This is a genomic window from Rhodococcus ruber (assembly GCF_027270735.1).
GTDB classification, from domain to species: domain Bacteria; phylum Actinomycetota; class Actinomycetes; order Mycobacteriales; family Mycobacteriaceae; genus Rhodococcoides; species Rhodococcoides rubrum_A.
Genome location: NZ_JAPWIJ010000005.1, coordinates 1 through 23,031, shown reverse-complemented (window position 1 = coordinate 23,031; position 23,031 = coordinate 1). Strand labels below are relative to the sequence as shown.

Here is a 23,031-nt window from a genome sequence, read left to right as displayed (position 1 = left end):
CCGCAGCGAGATGGCGAGTAGATACGAGTGCCCGCGACCCAGCCCGCGCGGGGGCTCACCAGCATTCGATCGACGCCCGCCGCTGCCCCTCCGGGCCGCGGCACAACGCGACATAGATAAAAGGAGAAGCTCATGGGTTTGTTAGAGGGAAAAGTCGTACTGATCACCGGCGGAGCCCGCGGCCAAGGCCGGGCTCATGCCGTCGAATCTGCACGAGCCGGTGCCGATGTGATTCTGCTCGACATCACGAAACATATCGACACCGTCGACTATCCGTTGGCCAACGCAGAGGACATGGCAGAGACCGCGAAACAGGTCGAAGCGCTTGGGCGCCGCGTGCTCACGTTCGATGCCGACGTACGGGACCAGTCGCAGCTCGATGCGGCTGTGGCTGCAGGCATCGACGAATTCGGCAAGATCGACGCGTTGATCGCCAACGCCGGCATCTGGGCGCGTGCGCCGTTCTGGGAGTTGTCGGAAACCGCATGGAACGACAGTATCGATGTCAACCTGACAGGTGTCTGGAAGTCTGCAAAAGCTCTGGCTCCCCACATGATCGAGCGTCAAGCCGGCTCGATCGTCATCACAGCATCGGTCAATGCAGTCGAACCGGGTATGAATTACGGACATTACGTAGCGGCAAAACATGGTGTGCTTGGTTTGATGAAGAACATTGCGCTCGAACTCGCCCCCCATGGAATTCGCTGCAACGCAATCTGCCCCGCGTCGATTCTGACTCCCATGACGAACCAGCAGAAAGCCTGGGACATGTTCGCCGGACACGAGGGTGGCACCGCGGAGGACATGATCAATGCAGGTTACAGCTATCATGCGCTGAAGGGAAACACAGTACTTCCGCCCGAGACAATTGCAAATACCGCAATCTACCTGAATTCGGCACTGGCATCATCCGTCACTGGCGTCACAATTCCAGTCGATGCCGGACACCTTCTACTCACCGGAGTCAATCACAATCCGGTCCGTTGATCCCGAAGACTCGGCCAAGGTCGGAGTGCGGGTCTTCCATGTGGAGTTGCGATCAGTATGCATAGCGATTCGCTACGGTGGGGTGTAAAGCGGCCCCGTGCAACCAATGGTTCATCGCAAAAGCCGCAAGACCGCGATTCCCTGAGCGAACCCCGATACGGTATTCGGCCGCGTCACGCCACACTTGTTGTAGCAAGGCGCTCCAGGCTCCCAGGCGCGCGTCCGGGTCGGCTAGCCGCGTCACACGTCGTGCATGGTCGACCCACGGGTCTGCACACCTTGCCGATTGAGGTTCCGCGCCCACCAGGGTTAGAGTCGATTTCAAGCTCCTGTTCTCAAACGTACTTTCGGACTGCAGGTTTGGACTTGCGGCTACCTCCGATCTTGCGAAATGTGAATCCGTAGGCGAACAGGTGTGGGCCGTGTAGGCAGCAGATCCTCGATTATCCGTCGTATTCGGGATAGGACGGGGATCTGAGGACAAACCCTTTTCAGAGAACTGGACCAATCGACCGACACCATGCGGTGTGCGATACGCACCGACCACTACAACTCCTGAATTCCGAATCAAGAACACGAATTGAATGGATGAACATGCCCGTCACATATGCCAGCCTGGTCAACGGAACTGCTACGTACGCCGCGGAACTCGAACAAGGAATTGCTGCGGCCCGCGCGGGGCTCGGGAAAGACCATCCTGTCCGCATCGGCACCGAAGTCTGTGCAGAGGTCGAACAGTGGCACGAGGAGTGGTCTCCAATCGACAACACTCTGCTGATCGGACGGTTCGGTTGGGCTACAGCCGAGCAGACTCAGCGGGCGCTCACCGCTGCAGCGGGTGCTTTCCCTCTGTGGTCGAAGGTCGATGTGGCGGAGCGTATCGACATTCTCCGTCGCACAGCCGACCGTTTGGAACGAGATCGGTTCGTGTTAGCGGGTCAAATCGTGCTGGAAGCAGGAAAAACACCCGCGGAAGCCCTGGCAGAGGCCGACGAGGCCCCCGTCTTTCTACGGCTCTACTGCGACGAATTCGAGCGCACCAAGGGTTACCGCACCGAGATGCCGGCTGACGCGGACAACGAGTCCAATGTCAGTGTGATGCGGCCGTACGGTGTGTGGGCTGTCATCTCGCCACTCAACTTTCCACTTGCACTTGCGACGGGACCGTCGGCAGCTGCACTGGTGACCGGCAACACCGTAATCGTGAAGCCCTCGCCTGCCGGCCAGCTCGCGGCAACGATGTTGCGGGATGCGCTGATTGCCGAGGGATTGCCGCCGAACGCACTGACGGTCTTGACAGGCGGTGCCGAAGTGGGTGCCGCCATCACGAGCAGTCCATTGCTCGGAGGCGTGACCTTCACTGGCTCATACGCAGTCGGGTCCGCGATTGCTACGTCGCTCGCACCCCACAGCAAGCCTGTTATTGCCGAAATGGGCGGCAAGAATCCCACTATCGTCGGTGCGTCGGCTGATCTGGACGCGGCGGCAGAGGGGATCGTTCGTTCTGCGTTCGGGTACAGCGGGCAGAAGTGCTCCGCATGTTCGCGGGTGTTCGTGCACGAGTCGGTCTACGCCGCACTCAAGGCGAAGCTGGTCGAGAGGACGGAAGCCTTGACGGTCGGCGACCCGAGTACCGAAGCGGTATCGACCGGCCCGGTCATCAATGCCGCCGCCGGGAAACGCTTCACCGCAGCGATCGATGAGATCGTCGGTGCCGGTGGCGTCGTGCTCGCTGGCGGAACTGTCATCACCGACGCCCCATATAACCGTGGAACCTACGTCAGACCTACTGTGGTCGAGGCTCCGAGCCACGCCCGTGCATGGCGAGACGAGCTGTTCTTGCCGATTGTGGCGATCAAAAGTGTCTCGACGCTCGAAGAAGCCATCGCTGAGGCCAACGACTCCGATTACGGATTGACTGCTGGGGTCTTCACCACCGACGAGGCAGAAATCGCTGAGTTCCTTTCCACGATCGAATCTTCGGTGGTCTACGTCAATCGACGTGCGGGTTCGACCACGGGCGCATGGCCTGGCCGTCAACCGATCAGTGGTTGGAAGCATTCCGGTAACACCGGCCGCGGAACAGCCGGGCCGCACTACCTACAGCAGTATCTGCGCGAGCAGAGCCGCACCGTGATCTCCGCGGACTGATCACTCCGTCCTTCTCCACCTTCGCAAGGGGCTACACGATATGACAATCAACCATGCGTCACTACAGGATCTGGAATCCTCCTGGCGCGCAGAGTTCGAGGACAAACACAGTTCGTCGGCGTCAGCTGATCGTGCTGCTGCGCGATCGATAGCCGCTGGGCAGCGCACCCGATTCAGTTCAGGCATGCCGCATCCGGTGTACATCGAATCCGGTTCTGGCGCGTGGTTCACCGACATCGACGGAAATCGCTCGTTGGACTGCAACGCGGGCTGGAACGCGTCGATGTTCGGGCGCGGCAATGCTTATATTGCGGATGCGGTCGCACGAGCGACCCACCAGATCGGCGCGCCTGGAGGGGCGATGCACCCGTCACCCAACCGCGATGAGTTCGCAGAACGGTTGTGCGCGCGAGTCCCTGGTGCCGAGAGAGTAATCTTCGCGCCTTCTGGTTCCGAGGCCAACACCTATGCGTTGCGACTGGCTCGATCTATCACCGGTAATCAGTTGATCATGCGGATCTCCGGTGGATTCCACGGACAGAACGACTACTTGTTGCAGGGCGGATCCTCACTGCGTGGATTGCCGTCAGCTGCTTCCACGAACCAAGTCGACATCGACTACAACGATCTCATCAGTGCGCGGCAGACTTTCGACAAGTACGGCAAAAAGTTGGCAGCAGTGATCGTCGAGCCGATCATGACTATTCCAGGTGCCATACATCAACGTAACGACTTCGTCCAAGAACTTCGCACACTTGCGCTCGAGAACGGTGTGCCCTTCATCCTCGACGAGGTCATCGCCGGTGGTCGTTTCTCCGCTGGTGGTGCCAGCGCATACCTAGGCCTGACACCGCCACCGGACATCACCGTCTTGGGCAAGATGCTGGGCGGGGGCTTACCGGTGGCCGCGGTGGTCGGCAATGCCGACCATTTGGAACAGCCGATCAGCGCCTCGAACACCCACGCCCAGAATCCGATGACTATTGCGGCAGCTATTGCCAATTTCGACCTTGCGACCGACGAGGTTTTCGTTCAGGTACGAGAACAAGGAAACGCCATCCGCAAAGGAATTCGAGATGTGTCTGCGTCCCTGAATATCGATGTTCAGGTAACAGGTGACGGACCCTGCTGTGGAATACACTTCACGTCCGAAGAAGTGGTGAACGCGCGAGTGGCTGCGGATGCGGATCAGTATCTGTGGCGCCTGATGTGCCTGGGAGTCACGAACCGAGGACTGGCGATCAGCAGCAGAACATTCGGCCCGATCGCACCGTATACGGAGGAAGACGTTCGACTTGTGGTGGACGTCTTCGCCGAGGTTCTCAGCGACATCGATGTAGCGCAGGACTCCTCGTCTCCGAAACCTCGGCGCGGAGCCGTCGGGCAATTGTCCTGAGAAAAGCGAACTTTGGGCGGTGAGGTCGACTATGAAAAATGTACAAGGTTTGTCCTGGGGTCTTGTGGGTGCCAGCACGATTGCTCGTGAGTTCATGATCGACGCAATTCGCAGCCAGCCTGGTTCGGATGTCGCGATACTGGTCAGCAGTGATCGTGAAAGAGGGGAGCGGTTTGCTGCGAGTTTCGGCATACCGAGAGTGACGACCTCACTGGATGATCTGCTCGAGGACGATCTGGTCGACGCCGTGTACATCAGCACCACCAATCAGCATCACGCAAGTCAGGCAATTGCAGCGATTCGAGCTGGGAAACACGTGCTGTGTGAAAAACCGCTGGCGATGTCGCTCAGTGATGCGCGATCGATGGTGGACACGGCGAACAAGGAAGACGTCGTGCTGGGAACGAACCATCACCTCCGTGGCGCGGCCACCATCCAGAGCATCCGTAACCTCGTTGCCGACGGAGCCATTGGGACTCCTCTGTATGCAGGAGTGACTCACGTGTGCGAGCTTCCGTCGAATCTTCGTGGCTGGAGGCTGGAGGACCCCTCGGCAGGTGGCGGTGTCGCCTTCGATCTGGTCGCGCACGACGCAGATACTCTGCGCTACATCTTCGGCTCAGAAATAGTCGAGGTCATGGCCATCGCTGATAGTCACTATCCGGTGGAACAGGGCATGGTCGCCGTACTGAAGCTCAAGAACGGAATCCTTGCCCACATCATCGACACGTTCAACGTCCCCCACGGAGGAACCGGAATTTCGATTCACGGGACTCGAGGAAGCATCCATGCCACCGACGTTCTCACACAGCAACCTGTGGGAACGGTAACGCTCGTAGATGACCGTGGGGAACACACGGTAGATGTGCAGCATCATGGTATCTACGAGTACGCCCTGCACCGCTTCACCTCGGCAGCCCGCGGATACGGTATTCCGCTGGCCACCGGTGAAGATGGATTGGCCTCGCTCGCAGTGACCCTGGCCGCCAGAACTTCAGCAGGTTCGGGTCGGTCGGAGCGCGTCCAGTAGCGCGACAGCCAGGAATCGTAGAGGCTGCCGCGAACTGACCGCCGATCAGCACCCTCGACATCGCCGTCGAGACCCGAATTCTCCATCAGCCTCGGCTGATGGAGAATTCGGGTCTTTTGGGTGCGAATGGTTCAGGTCCGGGAACGAACTGCGACAGCGTCGATTTCGATGACCGCGCCTGCGGCCGCCAAGGCGCTCACCTCTACCAAAGTACTGGCCGGCCTACACAGCCCGAAGAGCTGCTTTCGCACGTCGTTGACAGGTGCGCGTTGCTCGATGTCGGTGACGTATGTGGTGAGTTGGACAGTGTCCGCGAGGGTAGCGCCGGCTTCGTTGAGAATGCGTTCGGAAGCCCGACATGTCTGTTGGCGGGTGCGTGGAGCGCTTGGTGGTGGAGGTCTCCGGCAGCGCGGTGTTGGTCGTAGAACGTGCGAGCTCCCGGACTTTGGTTGAGGGCGCAGAAAGCCCACTGGTCGATAGCATCGTAGAGCCACCGGTTGCGGATATGACGAGCCAATACGGCTCGCTTCTTGCCTGCCGCAACTGTCAGGGGTGACGTCCCGGCGTAATTCTTGCGGGACTTGGCGTTGGTGTAGCGGTCGACGTCGTCGCCGAATTCACCGAGCATTCGGGTGCCGAGGATGACACCGATTCTTGGCAGGTAGAGGTAGGTAGCGGCGTCCGGGTGTGATTCAAAATGGCGCGTAAGTTCGGCTTCGAGGTCGACGATCTGACGGTTCAACTCCGCGATCAGCGCCACCGCCGAGCGGGTGATGGCGGCGAACGCAGCGGCAACCGGAGGTGGTGCCGTGAGATGGTCGGGACGCAATACAACATGAATTGCTTAGCGCGTGTTTCTATATTACGTTGTGTCCCAACTCTTTTCAGGATCGATCAGGTTGTCGCTGCGCCCAGGTGAGATGTTTTGGCGGGCCGAGGCGGCACGCGAGAGCACCGCGACGGCGTTGCCGTGATGGAGACTGTCTAAGGCCTCGAGTCCGGCGGGGTAGTACTCGCGCACGAACGAGCGCAACGCGTTGGTCTGCCGGTTACGGGACCAGATCAGATTTTGATGTCCGCGGGCCAAGACTTTGATCGCCTCGGCCGAGGTCAAGTCGCCGGTGATGGTGGTGGTCTACGAGCGGGCTCGGGATCGATCAGGGCTTGCACGGCACAGCGCCGCACCGTCTCCTGACTTCCGACCTGATTGGCGATCGCCTCCGCCGCGGCTGTCTGGAAGGAATACTCCGCGCCGTGTGCTTCCAACACCCGATCAATTAAATAGGGAAACTTGTGTGCAATGTGCAATCCGAGAGAGATTCCGGCTACTTTCACCACAGATCGACAAGGCAGTGTGTGGTGCCGGTCACTTACGCTGAGTGAGCTGCCAAATTCTTCCAGACTCTGCAGGCGCGTCCGCGATGTGCAGCTGCTTCGGCTCGACGTGATGGGTCTACCGTTCGTAAAACTCTAGGGAGCAGAATGGATTTCGCTACAACTGCGATGGTCGACCAAAGGCCGATTCGCCAATATGCCGACCATGATCAAGCATCTCTGCAAGTCAGGGAACTCTGGAAGGTCTTCGGGCCGAATCCCGAACAGATTGTGCGCACACCAGAGCTGCACGATCTAGACAAGGCGCAGCTTCGCGAACAGACCGGGTGCACGGCAGCGATAAACGGTGTGAGCTTCGATGTCGATCCCGGTGAGGTTTTTGTTATTATGGGTCTCTCGGGTTCCGGAAAGTCCACCCTGATCAGATGTCTTACCCGCCTGATCGAACCCACCGCCGGGCGACTCGCTTATAAGGGCCGGGACATTCTACGGATGGACAAGAACGAACTCCGTAATCTTCGTCGGAACGATTTTGCGATGGTGTTCCAACACTTCGGACTCTTACCTCACAAGACGGTAGCCGAGAACGTCGCATACGGATTGAAGATCAGGGGTCAATCGTCCGCGAGCCGGATCTCGCGAGCCCGCGAGATGATAGACCTGGTGGGTCTGAGCGGATACGAGAACGCTTATCCTGCGGAGCTGTCCGGTGGGATGCAACAGCGCGTAGGTCTCGGTCGTGCATTGGCAGGTGACCCTGATGTGCTGTTGTTCGACGAACCGTTCTCGGCTCTCGACCCGCTGATCCGTCGCGATATGCAGGTCGAAGTCGCACGGCTGCAAAGAGAAGTCGGGAAGACGATCATCTTTATCACTCATGACTTGAACGAGGCACTCAGGTTGGGTGATCGGATCGCGGTGATGCATGAAGGACGATTGGTTCAGATCGGAACCGGCGCCGATCTCGTGGGTGCCCCTGCCAGCGAATACGTCCGGGATTTTGTTCGCGATGTCCCTCGGGAGCGGGTGCTTTCTGTCGAGTGGATAATGCGCCCATACCACGGCGAGGACACGCCCCACACCATCGACGCGAACACATTGATCTGTGATGCCATTCAGCCTCTTCTCGCATCGCCGAACAACAAGGTAGGTGTAGTCGCCGGTGACCGAGTAATCGGAGTTTTGGATACCGAAGATGTCTTGTCGTCGATGCAATCGAACTCACCTCTTCAGCTGACAGCCCCCCGAAGAGCAATCATGACCGAATCCCAAGTCTGAGGGTCAAATACATGCCGAAATTTCCCGCAATACGCAATTTTATCCTTGTTGGCACTGTCTTGTGCGGAGCCTTGCTCGCTTCGTCATGCGCGCACCCACCAACCTCGGATACCAGTGGTGCTGAGGTCGATGACGCTGTGCGGTCGGCGGTCGCAGACGAAGGTTCCATAGTGATGGCGAGGATGAACTGGACCAACCAGCAGATCAACGCTGAACTCGCCCGTCGGGTGTTGACTATGATGGGTGCCGATGTCACGACACAGAGTTTCGATACGAGCACGGTCTTTCCTGCGATGTCCAGAGCAAACAACGTCATCGACATGGAGGCCTGGGCGCCGACTGCGCAGGCCCAGATCGACGAGTTCGTCACTAAACAGAGCACCGTCGTAAAAGTGGGGCCAACCGGATATGACGGTGAAGAGGGTTGGTACGTACCGACTTACGTAATCAAGGGTGATCCGTCTCGCGGTATCGAGCCATCTTGTCCCGGCCTACCGGACTGGCGCGCACTTAACGATTGCGTCGAAGTGTTCGCAACATCCGAATCAGAAGGAAAGGCACGTTATCTCTCTGGAGATCCAGCGTGGGAGCCATTGTACGGGGATCAGGATCGGGTCAAAAATCTCGGTCTCGATGTCCAGGTCGACTTCGCTGGATCGGAAGCAGCTTTGGCAGCGGAATGGACACGAGCACTGGAGCGCGGGGAACCGATGTTGGGCTTGATTTGGCGCCCGCATCTAATAACATCGAAATACGATCTGACATTGATCGACCTGCCGCCGTTCACCACGGAATGCTGGGAGACGACCCGTGCATGTGGCTGGGACAATGCACCACAGAACATCTACGCATCGGCCAGTTTCGGTTCGGACCATCCCGTCGCCGAACAATTTCTGAAGAACTACGGACTGCCGATCGACAGCTTGAATAGCATCATTGTGCGCATCGACGGTGACGGATTGACGGTGGAGGAGGCGGTCGACGAGTGGATGAAATCAAATACCGCGCTTTGGCAGTCGTGGATCCCCACGACGGTTTGAGGAGACCGCTATGACGATCACCTCCATCCCGCCCAAACCGCCGACTCTCGCTTCTCGGCACCCACAGGTCAAGTTCGCGCCCAGCGTGATCGTTGTGTGCGTACTCGCACTCGTCTGGATCTTGCCTGAGCCGGCGCTGCATGTTCCGTTCGGTGCTGCCATCGAAAGTGCGACGAACTGGTTCGTCGATGATTGCGAGTGGCTGTACCGGCCATTCATGGACTTAACCGGCGCACTATTCGACGGATTTCTACTTTGGCTACAACTCGTTCCGGCTCCGCTTCTGTGCATTGTGCTGATCATGCTCGTGTGGTCGCTAGCTGGCCCGAGGACGGCTGCGTTGACGGCAGCGGCCTTGCTGTGGGTAATTTCGACCACGTTGTGGACTGACCTTGTAGAGACCTTCGCCCTCGTCGCCCTGTCGGTCTTGGCGGCAGCTGTGCTTGGCTTTCTGATTGGCGTCGCAAGCGCTTTGGTTAGTGTGGTGCGCGCACCGATTCGGGTACTCATCGACGCCATGCAGACAATCCCGGTATTCGTATACCTGCTCCCAGTCGTTCTCGTGGTCGGTCCGGGCAATACCGCTGCAGTGCTTGTCACGGTGCTCTACGCGATACCGCCAATGGCACGTTTGACCGACGTCGGGATCCGATCTGTAGCGTCCGGTCCGGTCGAGGCTGCGCAGGCGATCGGAGCCACTCGCTGGCAGCTTTTTCGTGATGTCCTTTTCCCACTGGCGCTTCCGACGATTCGTAGTGGCCTGAATCAAACGATCATGCTAGCCATCGCGATGTCCATCATCTCAGCAATGATCGGCGCTTCGGGCCTTGGGGATCCTGTGTGGCAAAGCTTGGGTCGACTGGAATTCGGTCTCGCACTCGATGCTGGAATTGCGTTGGTGCTGATCGCTGTTGTCCTGGACCGGACCACGAGTGCGTCGACTGCAACACGTTCCGGTATGGTCCACGGGAGGCAGAGATTTTTCGTAACAGCGGGAACGATCATCATTGCGACCATTGTTATTTCGACGATTCCGGTTTTGCGTTTTGCGGACTTCTCCAGAGCTCCAACGTGGTGGAATTTCTCGCTACGTGGGAAGGTCGATGTGGTCGTTGACTGGCTCAACGTGAGTGGCGGAGTCGTGTTGGACCCACTGAAAAGCGCGATGACAGTGTACGTCGTCAACCCGGCCGGCGCAGTTCTCAACGCAGTGCCATGGTTGGTCGTGGTGGCGGTGGTGGGTATTACCGGCGTGTGGCTATTGGGTGCTATTCGAGGGATCGGCATCGCGGGTTTGACTGCGAGTGTGCAATTCCTCGGACTGTGGACGCAAGCGACCGAAACGGTGTCCCTCGCTGGTGTGGCAGTTGCCATGACACTAGTCATCGCCTTTCCGTTGGGTGTTCTTGCCAGTGCAAGCATGCCGACCGAGCGATTCCTGAGGCCAATCCTCGATACCCTTCAGACTTTGCCAATTTTTCTTTTCGTGATTCCAGCTGTCGTGGTGCTAGGTTCGGGCGCGGTGCCCGGGATTATGGCGACGATCTTGTATATCGCTGCCCCCATCGTCCGTATGACGTGCCTAGCTCTGCGGGAAGTCGACCCCGGCCCAGTCGAGGCGTCGGCTTCTGTCGGCGCAACTTTCCTTCAGCGCTTGCGTACCGTGAAGTTTCCGCTTGGTACGCCGGTGATTCTCACGGGTATCAATCAGTCGGTGATGATGGCCTTATCAATGACTGTTGTAGCCGCGTTTATCGGTGCACCCGGTTTGGGCAGAACGATTTTAGTCGCGCTTGCTCAAGTGGATCTCGGGACCGGTGTGGAGGCCGGTTTGTGTATGTTGATTATCGCTACGGTCTTTGGGCTTCTCCTCACCGGTTTGACGCGGAAAGTGCAGCAAGCGGAACATGTCGAGTGATCTCTATGTGGGAGGCGGATCGGTAATCGATTTATTTATCTATCCCATCAAAGGTCTGACTGGACAGAGCCTCGATGAAACATATGTCACGAAACGGGGATTCCCGTTCGACCGTGTCGCTGCACTAGCTCGAAGGGACGGAAACTTCCAAGGTATCAAGAAAAGGCGTCTGACCGAGGATTCTTTTCGTGAACTGTACTCTTTGCTTATGCATGAGCGGCTTGCGGGTGTGACTACGGAATTAGACCCATACACAAACAGATTGGTGGTCCAGGTGCAAGGACGCACCGTGCTCGATTGCGTGGTCGATACTGAAGCCGGCTTGGCATCAGCGACTCAGTTATTCGCGAACGTTCTTGACTTGGAAGCACGGGACCGGCCGTTGTTGGTCTGGGCGGGTTCGCACTACAACTTCGGTTGGCCAGGTCTGGAGAACAGGGAAAACACCTGGGCGTGCCATATCGTAAACATGGCATCGGTGCGGGAACTGGAGACCAGGATTGGGCAACCGATCGACCCGCGACGGTTTCGTGCAAACGTCTACGTTGACATGGGCGAGCCCTGGGTCGAACGCGAATGGGTGGGTGCGACGTTCGCGATAGGTGACGTTGCGGTCCGCTGCATTCAGCAGACTGTTCGGTGTGCGGTCACTGAAGTGAACCCCGATACTGCGCTTCGAGATATCCCTTTACCTCGGCTGCTCATGCAGCACTACGGAAACACGGAATTCGGTGTGTACGCGAACGTTCTCACTCCCGGCAAGCTTAGGCGGGGTATGCCTGTCACGAATCCGGGGCACAGGTCCAGGGTGACGTGTAAAAGGGCCGACCGTTCCTATGAATAGCAATCCGGAACTCGTCGATGCGCTACTGATAGGAAAACGCGATGTGGCAGAAGGCGTTGTGGAACTGCGATTCCGTGATCCATCCGCACAAAATTATCCCGAGCCGGGTCCGGGTGCTCATATCGATGTGCGCACACCGAGCGGTGAACGTCGAAGCTATTCGCTAACGCGGGGCCCGACGGGCCATGACGGCGACTACGTCATTGCCGTCGCCCTCGAACCGGAGGGCAGAGGCGGTTCCAGAAGCTTACATCATAGTACGATGGCCGGGATGACGATGCAGATATCGGCCGCAGTGGACACATTTCCGTTTGAGCCAGCACCCGAGTATCTTCTGATCGCGGGTGGTATCGGTATCACCCCGATTCGGTCGATGTACTACGAGATTGCGAGAGCTGGGCGCAGCTCGGTGCGGCTGGTGTACTTGACCCGTTCCAGGCTTAGTGCCCCGTATCTCGGCGAGTTGATATCTCACTCTCGGGATGGTGCAGAGGTACTTGTGCACACCACCGATGACCACAATAGGGAGCGCTTCGATCTTTGGACAGTTCTGGAGCATCCAGGGAATCAACACGTATATTGCTGCGCAGCTCCTACGGTGTTGGAAGCGGTGCGCCGGTCGACTGCTCATTGGCGTGCTTCGCGAGTGCACTTCGAGGACTTCGTGGGCGTGCCACCCATCGGTGATTCTGCGGTGCCGTTCACTGCAGTCTGGGAACCAACTATGACGGAGGTCGACGTTGGGGCAAACGAATCCTTACTGGATGCCTTGTCGGCAAGGGGAATCGATGTCCCTATGTCGTGCCGCACCGGCACTTGTGGCACATGCTGCGTCGGCGTTGTTTCGGGTGTAGTCGACCATCGCGACGTAGTACTGGATGACAAAGACAGACAGACGATGATGACTGTGTGTGTGTCGCGTAGCAGCAACCGAATAATGATCAAACCCGTTGAATGACTTGTGCATTATCAAAGCTTGGATGAGTGTATGCCTACAGCTCACTTAATTCAGCTCGGCAATGATCGGCCTGACCGTCTCAAGGTGCGCGGGCGGTCTCGAAATAATCCGGGCATGTGCGAGCTGCTGCCAAGTACGTGTGATGAGGCATCCGCCGCACACTGCACTAGGGGGTGACCCTTCCGCTGGCCACCGGTGAAGACGGATTGGGCTCGCTCGCGGTGCCCCTGTCCGCCAGGGCATCAGCAGGTTCGGGGTCGGTCGGAGCGCGTCCAGTAGCGCGACAGCCAGAGATCGTGGGGGCTATCGCGTGAGCCTACCGCGGGTCAACATCCACGACACCGCACCGAAGAGACCGTATTCACCGTCAGCCGCTGAATACGGTCTATTGGGTGCAGTGTCAGCTCCGGGAACGAACTGCTACAGCGTCGATTTCGATGACCGCGCCTGCGGCCGCCAAGGCGCTCACCTCTACCAAAGTACTGGCCGGCCTACACAGCCCGAAGAGCTGCTTTCGCACGTCGTTGACAGGTGCGCGTTGCTCGATGTCGGTGACGTATGTGGTGAGTTGGACAGTGTCCGCGAGGGTAGCGCCGGCTTCGTTGAGAATGCGTTCGAGGATCTCGAAGATGCGCTGGGTCTGGGCTCGGACATCACCGGGCGCTATGACTACACCCTGTTCGTCGAACGGAAGCAGGCCTGAGACATAGATGGTGTCATGGGCGATGACGGCGTGGCTGAAGTGCCCACGGGGTGCCGCGACAGATGGACTGTTGATCTGCCGCCGCTGGGAATCTTGCATGTGATTCTTGCTTTCCGTAGATGACGGTGTCAGTAATGGTTTTGTCGAGGTCATGGCATTGCTGCCATGACGGTCTGTCCACCATCGACTGTGATCGTCGAGCCGGTCAAATAGGCGGGCGCGAACGTGGCGAGATAGGTTACGACCGAAGCGATTTCGTCAGGTCTACCGGCGCGTGCCAGCGGATTGAGACGCGCCATGGATTCTTCGGTGGCTCTGTCGAGACGCACGGATGCTGCGTCTGTTCGGATCCAGCCCGGTGCCACGCTGTTGACGCTGATTCCCAAGCCGGACAGGTCGACTGCAAACGAACGAGCAAATGCACCGAGCCCGGCCTTCGCAGCACAGTAGTGTGCAACATTGGGTTCGGATTGGACCTCGTCGATCGATGTGATCATGACGATTCGACTTCCGGGGCTCATGCGTCGGGCCGCTGCGACCGAGCACAACGCGGCACCGCGCATCGCGACGTTCACGATCCTGTCCCACGTGGCAGCCGTCATCTCCGCCGTTGGCACCGGACTGCATGTCCCCGCTGCATTCACCAGAACGTCGATCCGGCCGTACTGCTCTGCCACCGCTTCCACCAAATCGGCAGGGCCCTCGGCGGTTCCGAGGTCTGCTGCAATCGCAGCGACGTCCGCCGCTGGCAGCTCATGCTGGATTCGAGTGATCGCATCCTGCAGGACAGCCTCGCGCCGTCCGGCGATGACTACCGTGAAGTGTTCTGCTGCCAGGGCTCGGGCACACGCGTAACCGATGCCGGTTCCTCCGCCCGTCACAAGCGCGACTTTATGCTCATTCATTGGATGTCTGCCGTCCTGATCTGCTCACGCCGACATCGATTGGAGCAACGATGTCGAGCTCGTATTTTGTGTCCGACTGCTCTGAAGCCCTGATTCATCGACGTACTGGATTGTCATGGGTGCCAAGACGGCGTTCAGCTGCTGATCGATGCCAGAGACGCTCGCTCTGGATGCCACCGCTCACCGTTCGTCAGGAGGTTGGACTTTCCGTCGAGGATCCAGTCCGCGCCCACCTCGCCCATGGCAGTCGACAACTGAATGCCGCTGCCGCCCCCGCCGACCACGTGCACCAGCGACGGATCGCCGGAGGCACTACCGACGATCGGATATCCATCCGGTGTCATCGGATAGAGGCCGGCCCAGCCGTGTCCCAGCCCGCATTCGTCGAGACTGGGATACCGATCCATGACCAGCTCGGCGATGGCCTCGATGAATGCCTCGTCGGCTCGAGGATTGCACTCCGTGGGATCGGTGCGCGGGTACACCGACCGCTCGTTGTGCAAGCATGCGAACAGCTGATGCGTGCCTTCGTGCCGAAGTGACAGCCCGTCCTCGCTCGAGCCGGGAACGTATTCGACGACGCACGGGAGCCGCCAATCCGGTGCACTGCCGAGCTCGATCGTGACCGCTTGGTGCCGCTCGGGTTTGACCTCGACTGACGAGCCGAGTATTTCGGCGACGGAGTCTGCCCATGGGCCGGCTGCATTGACGACGACGTCGGCTTCCATAGTGGGTTTTCCGTCGAAGCTCAGTCGCCAGGACCCGGCGGAGCTCTTTTCGGCCCCAACCAGCCGGTGCTGCTGAGCAAGTTTGCCGCCCGAGGATGTTGTCAAACGAGCGAGGAGAGATGCGTAGAGGTAGCCATCGAGGTATCCATCGCTCGGCCGCCACAGTCCAGCAACCACATTGCTGACATCGACAGGCGGGGCGACGTCGGCGACTTCCCGTGCGGTCAGAACCCGGGCATCCTCGACGCCGAAATCACGCTGCACCTTCACGCTGCGTTCGAATAGTTCCACGTGTTCGTTCTTGGTCGTCGGCCGCAAGAACCCGTTGCGCACGAAGTGCAGCTCGTGCTCGACGACCAACCGATCGATCATCTCGCGACCGATCACCCGGGCATGCACGTCGACGGGATCGAAAAACTGTGTCTCGACCATCCCCACCGACAGCGCCGAGCTACCGGCGGCAACGTGATCGCGGTCGGTGATCACGACATTCTTTGCTCCTCGCCTCGTCAAGCTGTATCCGACGCTCAAGCCGACGACTCCTGCACCGATAACGACAATTCGACGGTCATCGGCCGTCATCGGACGAGCCTCGATCCGCCGTCGACCGACACGACATGTCCCGTCACGTAGCGCGCCCCGTCCGAGAGCAGGAAGAGCAGTACGCCCAGTACCTCTGGGGGAGAGCCGATCCTGCCGAGAGGAATGCCGGACATCACGGATTCGAGAGCCTGCTCGTCTGCATGAAGGTCTCGGAGCATATCGGTGTCGATGTCACCTGGCCCGATCCCGTTGACTCGAATACCGAGAGGGCCGAATTCGACCGCAAGACAGCGAGTGAGATGTTCTACTCCGGCCTTCGCTGCGCAGTAGTCGGCGTGTTTGAGGCGGGCGCGGTTGGCGGCCACAGAACCCATGTTGATGATCACGCCACCGCCGTGCTCCCGCATGATCTGCGCTGCAGCCTGCGCACCGAACAATGCTCCGTGCACGTTCACTCCCAGAGTGCGTGCAAGTTGATCGTCCGTGATGTCCTCCGCAGCGGCTGTGGGGAAGATCCCTGCATTGTTGATCCAGTAGTCGAGACTGCCGAATGTGTCGAAGGCAGACTGTGCAATTCGACGTGCGGCAGCCTGGTCCGTGACGTCGAGCCGATCGCCGACGATTCTCCCCGACGACTTGTCCCCGCCTACGTAAGTGTTGGAGATGAGCTCCACCCGATTGCGCAGCGTCTCCTCGGCGACATCGACGGCAAGAACATTGACTCCTCGTGCGACCAAGCCCTCGGCGTACTGCGCGCCCAGCCCTTGTGCCGCACCGGTGACAACTGCCGTTCTCCCGGCGAGCTCGGGGTACTGGGCCTGGATGGTGTTCCAATCGGAATCTCCGAAGCCGCGTTGCGGGGTGGTGTCAGTGGGCACGGTGTTCTCCTTCGTTACGAGGCCGAAACCCCTACCATCGTTTCGCCGTGAGAGGCGACTTGCTGATCGCAGTGTGGTGGGCGGTTGCTGAACTTCGATTGTGACGGCTTGCGCTGCTCGAGTGGAAATGCCGATCACGCACAGGCTATGCCGTCTGTGCATGGTCGACCTTCGGCTACACCTGGTCGGTCTATGGTGGTTCGGAGACATCTCTGGAGCGGCGCGTCGACCTGATGTCGACTGGCAGTACTTTGGACTTCAACCGCTGTAGGCACGGAGAGTTGATCGGCCTACAGCGATCATCCGATTCCGGGCGCTTGCGTCACTGCTAGGAGGGCCCTGTGTCGACTATCTACGGGAGCGGCATGTGGCAGGCGGCGTCGGTGGCAAGCATCCTGGAACTCGAGATCTTTCAGAGGTCGGGGGCTTTCTTGGCCGCTGGAGAGGGGGGACTCGACCGCTTGGTTCGGTGGGTCCACTCGGGCGAAAGCAGCGACATCGCGAAATTTCTCAGCGGTGGAGAGTTGTTACTCACCTCGGGACAGGGCATCGGTTCGACGTCCACCGACCAGCGACGATTCATCGCGGCGCTTGCTGACGTCGGCGTCTCGGCACTGGCGATCGAGCTCGCTGGGCGTGCATTCACCGAGGTGCCCCATGCCGTCGTCGAGGAGGCCGACAGGCTGAATCTGCCTATCATCGGGCTACCGATAAAGATCCCGTTCGTCGAAGCATCGGCTCAGGTCCTGCAGCAACTGACCGACATCGCAACCAAGCAATATGCACGGTCGGACGAGATCAATCGGTTTCTCATAGAACGGCTGTTGACCGGTGCTGATTCGGTGGCCCTGGTGCACGATTTTGCAGGCCTGCTCAACCGCCCGATAGTTCTCGAGTCCATCGCGCACGAGATTCAGGCCTACTACGGCGGAGACGAGCGAGGTGCGCAAGGCGACATCATCGCGGACTGGCAAACACACAGCCGCGCGGTCGACATCCACTCGCCCGATGCGGCACCCGAATCTGCCTGTCGAAGAGTTCCTATCGTTCTGCAGGGCACAGAGTGGGGCGCGTTGCACCTGCCGGCACTCGGGCAAGTAGACAACCGCATGGACCACATCGCTCTCGACCACGCGGCGTCGGCAATTGCCATCAGCCTGTTGAATTCCAAAGTTACTCGTGTCCGGTCTGCACATCACCAAGGCGTCTTGGTGAACCGCCTGATGGTAGGAGACCTGTCGGGAACCGGATTCGTTCAGCGCGCGCTGCAAATTGGCCAAGACCTGCGTGGTAAGTCCCTGATTGTTGCGGACATTGGATCGAAGACGCGCTCGACAGACAAGGTTCAGACCGAAATTGTTACGGCGTTGCGGGACAGAAACTTTCCCGCTGTGATCGCCGATGTGGGCCAGTCGATTCTTGCCGTTATCGCATTGAAGGACGCTACTGGAGTCAACGAAATCGCAGAACTTCTGGGAGATCCAGACCGGTGTATCGGCTTCAGTAAGATAGCCCAGGCCAGTGAACTACCGGCAGCTGTCGATCAGGCACGCGCCGCGGCATCGACGCGTCAGCCGATTCAGTACTTCGACGATCTCGGCCTGCTCCGGCTCCTGGTGTCGCTGGCGAGCGGACCGGAGCTCGACCAGTACGTCGAGGAGGAACTCGGACCGTTGCTCGATGCCGAAACAGCCAACGACAAGGGCTTGCTCGAGACTCTCACCGTGTATCTCGACTGCGACGGAAACAAGAGCGACGCTGCTGCAAAGCTATTCGTACACCGACGCTCGCTGTACTACCGGTTGGAAAAGATCGAACGAATTCTGGGCAAGTCCCTCGAAGACCACGAGACGAGGCTCCGGCTCAATGTTGCAGTTCGCTCGCTGAGCATCGTTCGTGCGCCGCAGATGAACCGACACTACGACTTCTGAACGCGCCGAACCTGCTCAGAACTGCCCATGTTGGATAGTTCTGTTGCCGTCTGTGCCACACATGGATCCTTCTCGAACCGCCGAAGGAGCACCTAGCCTGAAGCAATCAGCACTGATGAGGAAGGCTCCTGACGGGTGCGGAAGGGATGCGGACATGCTGGCTCCGGTGTACACAGAGAGACTCAATCTCTGCCTTGCTGCCGGCGACATCGAGATTCGCCACCTGAGCATGTTTCACGCGGTAGCGCAGTCCCGGAGTTTTACCCGCGCTGCTGAACTACTCCACATCACCCAGCCCGCCTTGAGTCGCTCCATCGCTCAGCTCGAACGGCGCTTGGGGGTCCGACTTCTCGATCGAACCACCCATGGTGTTCAGCTGACCCCAAGTGGTATCGAATTTCTGCCGTTCTGTCGCAATGCCCTGCTCTCATTTAACGAGGCCATAGCGTCTATCCGCGGGGATGCAACGCTCCGTGTCGGTTTCACCTGGTCAGCGGCGCTGGAACTGACGCCACTGATCATCCGAGAATTCGAGCGACTACATCCTGGTGTAGAAGTCGAGCCACGAAAATGCGATGACTCATACGCGGGGGTGCTGGACGGTCGAACACACATTGCCTTCCTGCGGGGTACTCAGACTCACGCTGCTCTTGAATCCATCGTCCTGTTCGAGGAACGGCGGGTGGCCGCGCTCCATCCCACACACCCTCTCGCGACCCGTCTTACGCTTTGTCTGGACGACATCAGGAGTGATCCCCTTGTCGTCAACACCGTTTCTGGGGTGACAACCCCCGATCTGTGGCCCGACAGTGTGCAGACCCGTGCCACGGTACGAACGCACAACCTCGAGGAGTGGTTGGAAGCGATCGCACTCGGACGCGGGATCGGAGTTACCGCTGAGTCGACCAGCCGACTGTATGTGCACCCCGGCATCAAATACATTCCATTGATGGATGCAGAAACCATTCCTGTCGCCGTGGCATGGCCATCTGCACGACCTCACCCCTTGGCGAAGGCGTTCGCGCAAACATCCGTGCGTTTGGCCAGATCCAGAAAGACGGACCGCAATTCTGAGCTTTCCGCACCGGCCACGGCTCTGCCATGTAATCCGGCTTGAAGCAATTTTCATTCACGGTTTGCCCACGTTTCGAGATAGTGTCGGAAAACGTATTCGGCGATCAGGCGGTGCCCGGCGGTGGTGAAATGTACGGACCCGGCAAAGAGGTAGTCTTGATGAGCAGTAGCTGACACTTGATCGTCGGCGCTACAAAAGTTTTCACCTCCAGCCCGGCAAGCATCGGCTGCGCGTCCAAATTGGAGGCCGTAACTCATCGGCTGGTTTGCCCACCGGTCTACCGCAGAAGCCAGCCGGACGAGTCGTACACAACTTCCGAGGTGCTGAACCGATTGTCGCAAAGTGCGATTGAACGATGAGCTCAAGGTAGAGATGTACCGGCGAGACGCGCTCGACTCGAACCACGGAGCGAGAGCTAGGTCGTAGACCTCGAACAACAGTATTCTGCGGGCACCCGCATCCCGCATGCGCTCGACCAATCGGACGGCATCCAAGGCTGCTTCACGAAGCCGGTCCGATTCTTCCTGGAGCACCGCAAAATTCGGGTCCACATCCGCTCTCAAGGTCTGGGCCAAGACTGGATCGATTGCACGGTCGTAGCGATGGGATACGTCGTTCGTTCCGGCGAAGAGCGCTACCACCTGATGATCGGAGAAGGCGCGCCCTCAGCGTGCATGAAAGTGTCGATCTGCTTCGCAGTGGACCAGGGAAAGACTGAGTCCGATCCCGCGTCGGGTGAGTAGGGTTGACTGATCCGCGCACCACCCTGCGCATAGTTGTATCCACCGCGAACGGTGAACAGTGTCGACGATCCGTCAGCGGCATTGCTCAAATGAGCCGCCAGATACGGTGCAACGTCGCACTCCAAACGGCTAGCCACCATTTCGGCCCAGGTAACACCTGGTTGAGTGGTGTAGCGGAGACCGAACGAGCCGGAGTCGCTCAAGCTGTCACCGAAAACTACTAGCTGGATGGGCACATCTTGCCTCCATCTCATGAGCTTTCCACGCGCACAGCACCTTTCGTATCAGTGGAGTGCTGTCACACCTCGGTCGAATCGTCGGTTCGGGAAGGTGCATCCGGCGTCTGCTGAGACCGGCCGTCGAGTCCTTCGTACAGGACGGCTGTGGCATCGATCAGTAGCGTGGACAGCTCGACGCCCGGCTCGGTGAGCCACTGTTCGTATGCCGATATAGCAATCCCCAGGACAATCCATCCGACAGTACGTGGGAAGTGGTCATCCGGGCCGGCGCCAGTCCGCGACGCAACATACTCGGCAATTACGCGTCGCCATCCTTCGTACATCACCATCGAGTAACTCTGCAGCGCAGGGTTCCCTAAAATCATGGCCATGCGCTTCCTGTGTACAGCAGTTTCTTCGGGTGGAAATGTGTTGAATTGAAGAAGGGCTGAGCGGAGTCCATCGGCGAGTTCGATGTTTTCGGGTAGGTCGTCCAGATGACTCCTGAGTGCTGTGAGTTGAGTGTCGAAGTCACCCCAAGGAACCGCATTCTTGGAGGGGAAGTACCGGAAGAACGTTCGGCGTGCGATGCCTGCAGCGTCCGCGATGTCGTCGATGCTGGTCTCGTCGAATCCTTTCGAGGCGAACAGTTCGATGCTCAGATCGCTCAATTCACCCCGCGTTGTGGAGGGGCGTCGACCTGTCCGGTGTTCAGGATTCACGCTTTCCGCCATCTTTTTACTCCAAACTCTGTCTTTATGCACCGAGTGCCATTACTGTATGACTCGAGCCACTGTTAGTTCCAAGTGTGGCCTATCAACCACCACTGGAGGTTTCCGATGTCGAAGAAGAACGAGAACGCTGTGGTCGGTACGGCAGTCGTCGAATCCGATCTGGTCGAAGAATCGTTGGTCGAGGAAGTGTCGATCGATGGCATGTGCGGCGTGTACTGATCATGACCACTGCAGTGCAGGACGCACTCGATCTCGATGCGCCGTGGGCACTTCACCCACAGGTGGCGCTGCGCCCCGAATCGTTCGGGGCGCTGCTCTACCACTTCGGAACACGCAAGCTCTCCTTTCTGAAGAACCGCACGATCGTAGCGATCATCGAATCGCTTCCCGAGCACCCGAGCATGCGTGCCGCGATCGCAGCCGCCGGTATTCCGGAATCGGGGATTGCGCCGTACGCCAAAGCGTTTGCCACGCTTGCAGGCTCGCGGATGATCACCAAGCTCTGACTTCCTCCGGCCGCGACGGGCCCTCGACGGTTCGATCGCGCCTTGTTCGGCGCAGCCCCGTCGGACACACTTCCGAAACCCTGAAATAGGACTGCCCATGACCTCCATATTGGATAGACCCCTTCCGCCACCTGCCGTTGGCAGATTGGTCGATCAATTCGAGCTCGGTCTCGATGCGCCGATCTGTTTGACGTGGGAGTTGACCTACGCGTGCAATCTGTCGTGTGTGCACTGCCTGAGCTCGTCGGGTCGCCGCGACCCGCGTGAGCTCAGTACCGAGCAGTGCAAGTCGATCATCGACGAGTTGCAGAAGATGCAGGTGTTCTACGTCAACATCGGTGGCGGTGAGCCGACGGTGCGGTCGGACTTCTGGGAGCTGGTCGATTACGCGACTGCTCATCAGGTGGGGGTGAAGTTCTCCACCAACGGGGTCAAGATCGACAAGAAGGTCGCAGCGCGGTTGGCGGCGTCGGATTACGTCGATGTGCAGATTTCCATCGACGGCGCGACGGCGGAGGTCAACGATGCGGTGCGCGGTCCGGGTTCGTTCGACATGGCATGCCGCGCTCTGGAGAATCTCAAGGAGGCCGGCTTCCGGGACGCGAAGATCTCCGTCGTCGTCACCCGCCACAACGTGTCGCAGCTCGACGATTTCAAGGCGTTGGCCGACAAATACGCTGCGACACTGCGGATCACCCGGTTGCGGCCGTCGGGACGCGGTGCGGATGTGTGGGACGATCTGCACCCGACGGCCGGCCAGCAGCGTGAGCTCTACAACTGGCTCGTCGCGAACGGTGAGGGTGTGTTGACGGGGGATTCGTTCTTCCACCTCTCTGCCTTCGGGGACGCGTTGCCGGGCTTGAACCTGTGCGGTGCGGGACGGGTGGTGTGTCTGATCGACCCGATCGGCGACGTCTACGCGTGCCCGTTCGCCATTCACGAGAACTTCCTCGCCGGCAACATCGTCCGCGATGCGACTGTTGCTACCGAGACATCGCCGGGTATGGGTGGTTTCCAATCGGTGTGGCAGACATCGGAATTGTTCCAGGAACTCCGCTCGCCGCAGACCTCCGGTGCATGCACCAAGTGTGCGCATTTCGATTCGTGCCGCGGTGGGTGCATGGCGGCGA

The 23,031-nt window shown here is 59.1% G+C and carries 22 protein-coding genes and 1 pseudogene; 15 read left to right on the top strand and 8 right to left on the bottom strand.

Annotation, left to right across the window (positions count from 1 at the left end):
* The first annotated feature begins 132 nt into the window (after positions 1 to 132).
* The 4 genes from O4220_RS12520 (at position 133) to O4220_RS12505 (ending at position 5,564) form a co-directional block, all read left to right on the top strand.
* Positions 133 to 987 carry a mycofactocin-coupled SDR family oxidoreductase gene (locus tag O4220_RS12520; protein ID WP_269604654.1) on the top strand — a complete coding sequence of 285 codons (855 nt, stop codon included), beginning with the start codon at positions 133 to 135 and terminating at the stop codon, positions 985 to 987.
* A gap of 594 nt (positions 988 to 1,581) precedes the next feature.
* Positions 1,582 to 3,138 (top strand): aldehyde dehydrogenase family protein, encoded by a 1,557-nt coding sequence (locus O4220_RS12515; RefSeq protein WP_269604653.1) that lies wholly within the window; start codon positions 1,582 to 1,584, stop codon positions 3,136 to 3,138.
* A gap of 40 nt (positions 3,139 to 3,178) precedes the next feature.
* Positions 3,179 to 4,534 carry an aminotransferase class III-fold pyridoxal phosphate-dependent enzyme gene (locus tag O4220_RS12510; RefSeq protein ID WP_269604652.1) on the top strand — a complete coding sequence of 452 codons (1,356 nt, stop codon included), beginning with the start codon at positions 3,179 to 3,181 and terminating at the stop codon, positions 4,532 to 4,534.
* A gap of 31 nt (positions 4,535 to 4,565) precedes the next feature.
* Complete coding sequence (locus tag O4220_RS12505) at positions 4,566 to 5,564, top strand: Gfo/Idh/MocA family protein (protein ID WP_269604651.1); 999 nt, start codon at positions 4,566 to 4,568, stop codon at positions 5,562 to 5,564.
* Positions 5,565 to 5,695: 131 nt separating this feature from the next.
* Here the strand turns inward: O4220_RS12505 and O4220_RS27925 are convergent, their stop codons facing one another.
* Both O4220_RS27925 and O4220_RS12500 read right to left on the bottom strand, forming a co-directional pair.
* Positions 5,696 to 5,905: a RidA family protein gene (locus O4220_RS27925; RefSeq protein ID WP_420030393.1), complete on the bottom strand. Its 210-nt coding sequence runs from the start codon at positions 5,903 to 5,905 to the stop codon at positions 5,696 to 5,698.
* Between the two features lie 8 nt (positions 5,906 to 5,913).
* Positions 5,914 to 6,690 (bottom strand): annotated as a pseudogene (locus O4220_RS12500) (transposase); the annotation flags it as partial.
* Positions 6,691 to 7,046: 356 nt separating this feature from the next.
* Here O4220_RS12500 and O4220_RS12495 point away from each other — a divergent pair.
* Genes O4220_RS12495 through O4220_RS27915 form a run of 5 tightly spaced genes read left to right on the top strand, consistent with a single transcriptional unit; the run spans position 7,047 to position 12,937 of the window.
* Positions 7,047 to 8,177 carry a quaternary amine ABC transporter ATP-binding protein gene (locus O4220_RS12495; RefSeq protein WP_269604650.1) on the top strand — a complete coding sequence of 377 codons (1,131 nt, stop codon included), beginning with the start codon at positions 7,047 to 7,049 and terminating at the stop codon, positions 8,175 to 8,177.
* Between the two features lie 11 nt (positions 8,178 to 8,188).
* Positions 8,189 to 9,217, top strand: a complete 1,029-nt coding sequence (locus tag O4220_RS12490; protein WP_332112815.1) for a glycine betaine ABC transporter substrate-binding protein — start codon at positions 8,189 to 8,191, stop codon at positions 9,215 to 9,217.
* Positions 9,218 to 9,227: 10 nt separating this feature from the next.
* Entirely contained in the window at positions 9,228 to 11,135 is a 1,908-nt protein-coding gene (locus O4220_RS12485; protein ID WP_269604648.1) for an ABC transporter permease, read from the top strand.
* Positions 11,125 to 11,979 (top strand): MOSC domain-containing protein, encoded by an 855-nt coding sequence (locus tag O4220_RS27920; protein ID WP_420030384.1) that lies wholly within the window; start codon positions 11,125 to 11,127, stop codon positions 11,977 to 11,979. The genes O4220_RS12485 and O4220_RS27920 overlap by 11 nt, the downstream gene beginning before the upstream one ends.
* Complete coding sequence (locus tag O4220_RS27915) at positions 11,972 to 12,937, top strand: PDR/VanB family oxidoreductase (RefSeq protein WP_420030383.1); 966 nt, start codon at positions 11,972 to 11,974, stop codon at positions 12,935 to 12,937. The genes O4220_RS27920 and O4220_RS27915 overlap by 8 nt, the downstream gene beginning before the upstream one ends.
* Before the next feature lie 400 nt (positions 12,938 to 13,337).
* Here the strand turns inward: O4220_RS27915 and O4220_RS12480 are convergent, their stop codons facing one another.
* The 4 genes from O4220_RS12480 to O4220_RS12465 all read right to left on the bottom strand — a co-directional run bounded on the left by O4220_RS12480 (position 13,338) and on the right by O4220_RS12465 (position 16,694).
* Positions 13,338 to 13,739: a RidA family protein gene (locus tag O4220_RS12480; protein WP_269604647.1), complete on the bottom strand. Its 402-nt coding sequence runs from the start codon at positions 13,737 to 13,739 to the stop codon at positions 13,338 to 13,340.
* A 50-nt stretch (positions 13,740 to 13,789) separates the two neighbouring features.
* Complete coding sequence (locus O4220_RS12475) at positions 13,790 to 14,521, bottom strand: SDR family NAD(P)-dependent oxidoreductase (protein WP_269604646.1); 732 nt, start codon at positions 14,519 to 14,521, stop codon at positions 13,790 to 13,792.
* A gap of 158 nt (positions 14,522 to 14,679) precedes the next feature.
* Positions 14,680 to 15,855, bottom strand: coding sequence for an NAD(P)/FAD-dependent oxidoreductase (locus tag O4220_RS12470; protein WP_269604645.1), 1,176 nt, complete (start codon positions 15,853 to 15,855; stop codon positions 14,680 to 14,682).
* The gene (locus O4220_RS12465) at positions 15,852 to 16,694 is read right to left on the bottom strand and encodes an SDR family NAD(P)-dependent oxidoreductase (protein ID WP_269604643.1); all 843 of its coding nucleotides are present in this window, start codon (positions 16,692 to 16,694) and stop codon (positions 15,852 to 15,854) included. Before O4220_RS12465 ends, O4220_RS12470 begins: the two co-directional genes overlap by 4 nt.
* Positions 16,695 to 17,035: 341 nt before the next feature.
* Here O4220_RS12465 and O4220_RS12460 point away from each other — a divergent pair, with 341 nt between their 5' ends.
* Both O4220_RS12460 and O4220_RS12455 read left to right on the top strand, forming a co-directional pair.
* The gene (locus O4220_RS12460; RefSeq protein ID WP_269604641.1) at positions 17,036 to 18,625 is read left to right on the top strand and encodes a PucR family transcriptional regulator; all 1,590 of its coding nucleotides are present in this window, start codon (positions 17,036 to 17,038) and stop codon (positions 18,623 to 18,625) included.
* 154 nt (positions 18,626 to 18,779) lie between these two features.
* Positions 18,780 to 19,742, top strand: a complete 963-nt coding sequence (locus O4220_RS12455) for a LysR family transcriptional regulator (RefSeq protein ID WP_269604638.1) — start codon at positions 18,780 to 18,782, stop codon at positions 19,740 to 19,742.
* Between the two features lie 8 nt (positions 19,743 to 19,750).
* Here the strand turns inward: O4220_RS12455 and O4220_RS27910 are convergent, their stop codons facing one another.
* On the bottom strand, positions 19,751 to 20,341 hold the full coding sequence (locus tag O4220_RS27910) for an SGNH/GDSL hydrolase family protein (protein ID WP_420030382.1): 591 nt from the start codon (positions 20,339 to 20,341) through the stop codon (positions 19,751 to 19,753).
* Here O4220_RS27910 and O4220_RS12450 point away from each other — a divergent pair.
* Positions 20,303 to 20,443 (top strand): hypothetical protein, encoded by a 141-nt coding sequence (locus O4220_RS12450; RefSeq protein WP_269604636.1) that lies wholly within the window; start codon positions 20,303 to 20,305, stop codon positions 20,441 to 20,443. The genes O4220_RS27910 and O4220_RS12450 overlap by 39 nt on opposite strands.
* Before the next feature lie 298 nt (positions 20,444 to 20,741).
* Here the strand turns inward: O4220_RS12450 and mftR are convergent, their stop codons facing one another.
* Positions 20,742 to 21,395, bottom strand: coding sequence for a mycofactocin system transcriptional regulator (gene mftR, locus O4220_RS12445; RefSeq protein WP_269604633.1), 654 nt, complete (start codon positions 21,393 to 21,395; stop codon positions 20,742 to 20,744).
* A gap of 105 nt (positions 21,396 to 21,500) precedes the next feature.
* Here mftR and mftA point away from each other — a divergent pair, with 105 nt between their 5' ends.
* The 3 genes from mftA to mftC all read left to right on the top strand — a co-directional run.
* Positions 21,501 to 21,614, top strand: a complete 114-nt coding sequence (gene mftA / locus O4220_RS12440) for a mycofactocin precursor MftA (RefSeq protein WP_080730438.1) — start codon at positions 21,501 to 21,503, stop codon at positions 21,612 to 21,614.
* 2 nt (positions 21,615 to 21,616) lie between these two features.
* On the top strand, positions 21,617 to 21,901 hold the full coding sequence (mftB, locus tag O4220_RS12435; RefSeq protein ID WP_269604629.1) for a mycofactocin biosynthesis chaperone MftB: 285 nt from the start codon (positions 21,617 to 21,619) through the stop codon (positions 21,899 to 21,901).
* Positions 21,902 to 21,998: 97 nt separating this feature from the next.
* Positions 21,999 to 23,031: mycofactocin radical SAM maturase (mftC, locus tag O4220_RS12430; RefSeq protein ID WP_269604627.1), on the top strand; the 1,033-nt coding region annotated here is incomplete at its 3' end.

Bases quoted from the DNA above. Each gene is read 5' to 3' on its own strand.
- O4220_RS12520 (WP_269604654.1), top strand. From the start codon at position 133: ATGGGTTTGTTAGAGGGAAAAGTCGTACTGATCACCGGCGGAGCCCGC.
- O4220_RS12515 (WP_269604653.1), top strand. From the start codon at position 1,582: ATGCCCGTCACATATGCCAGCCTGGTCAACGGAACTGCTACGTACGCC.
- O4220_RS12510 (WP_269604652.1), top strand. From the start codon at position 3,179: ATGACAATCAACCATGCGTCACTACAGGATCTGGAATCCTCCTGGCGC.
- O4220_RS12505 (WP_269604651.1), top strand. From the start codon at position 4,566: ATGAAAAATGTACAAGGTTTGTCCTGGGGTCTTGTGGGTGCCAGCACG.
- O4220_RS12495 (WP_269604650.1), top strand. From the start codon at position 7,047: ATGGATTTCGCTACAACTGCGATGGTCGACCAAAGGCCGATTCGCCAA.
- O4220_RS12490 (WP_332112815.1), top strand. From the start codon at position 8,189: ATGCCGAAATTTCCCGCAATACGCAATTTTATCCTTGTTGGCACTGTC.
- O4220_RS12485 (WP_269604648.1), top strand. From the start codon at position 9,228: ATGACGATCACCTCCATCCCGCCCAAACCGCCGACTCTCGCTTCTCGG.
- O4220_RS27920 (WP_420030384.1), top strand. From the start codon at position 11,125: ATGTCGAGTGATCTCTATGTGGGAGGCGGATCGGTAATCGATTTATTT.
- O4220_RS27915 (WP_420030383.1), top strand. From the start codon at position 11,972: ATGAATAGCAATCCGGAACTCGTCGATGCGCTACTGATAGGAAAACGC.
- O4220_RS12480 (WP_269604647.1), bottom strand. From the start codon at position 13,739: ATGCAAGATTCCCAGCGGCGGCAGATCAACAGTCCATCTGTCGCGGCA.
- O4220_RS12470 (WP_269604645.1), bottom strand. From the start codon at position 15,855: ATGACGGCCGATGACCGTCGAATTGTCGTTATCGGTGCAGGAGTCGTC.
- O4220_RS12455 (WP_269604638.1), top strand. From the start codon at position 18,780: ATGCTGGCTCCGGTGTACACAGAGAGACTCAATCTCTGCCTTGCTGCC.
- O4220_RS12450 (WP_269604636.1), top strand. From the start codon at position 20,303: ATGGGATACGTCGTTCGTTCCGGCGAAGAGCGCTACCACCTGATGATC.
- mftR (WP_269604633.1), bottom strand. From the start codon at position 21,395: ATGGCGGAAAGCGTGAATCCTGAACACCGGACAGGTCGACGCCCCTCC.
- mftA (WP_080730438.1), top strand. From the start codon at position 21,501: ATGTCGAAGAAGAACGAGAACGCTGTGGTCGGTACGGCAGTCGTCGAA.
- mftB (WP_269604629.1), top strand. From the start codon at position 21,617: ATGACCACTGCAGTGCAGGACGCACTCGATCTCGATGCGCCGTGGGCA.